The 537-nt window shown below is 66.1% G+C and carries 1 protein-coding gene; it reads left to right on the top strand.

The genetic code is table 11. The features are described 5' to 3' along the window. Positions 1 to 537: aldehyde dehydrogenase family protein (locus AC0L3S_RS39135; protein ID WP_473285297.1), on the top strand; the 537-nt coding region annotated here is incomplete at both ends.

Here is a 537-nt window from a genome sequence, read left to right as displayed (position 1 = left end):
CACCTCATGACCACGCTCGACGTGCTCAAGAACTATCATTTCGAGGAACCGGTCGGCACCGCCATGGTGCTGCGCGAGCCGGTCGGCGTAGTCGGCATGATCACGCCCTGGAACTGGCCGCTCAACCAGATTGCCTGCAAGGTCGCGCCCGCGCTCGCCGCCGGCTGCACCATGATCCTGAAGCCGTCGGAGTTCACCCCGACCTCGGCCTTGATCTTTGCGGAAATCCTCCATGAAGCCGGCGTGCCGAAGGGCGTGTTCAACCTCGTCAACGGTCTCGGCCCCGAGGTCGGCGCCGCCATGAGCGAGCACCCCGACATCGACATGATCTCGTTCACCGGCTCGACCCGCGCCGGTATCGACGTGGCCAAGCGCGCGGCACCGACCGTGAAGCGCGTGAGCCAGGAGCTCGGCGGCAAGTCGCCGAACGTCATCCTCGAAGGCGCCGACCTCACGAAGGCGGTGACCGGCGGCGTGATGCACATGTTCAACAACTCCGGCCAGTCCTGCAACGCGCCCTCGCGCATGATCGTGCCG

This window comes from Bradyrhizobium sp. Ken01 (genome assembly GCF_055807355.1).
This window is presented reverse-complemented; position numbering and strand designations above follow the sequence as displayed.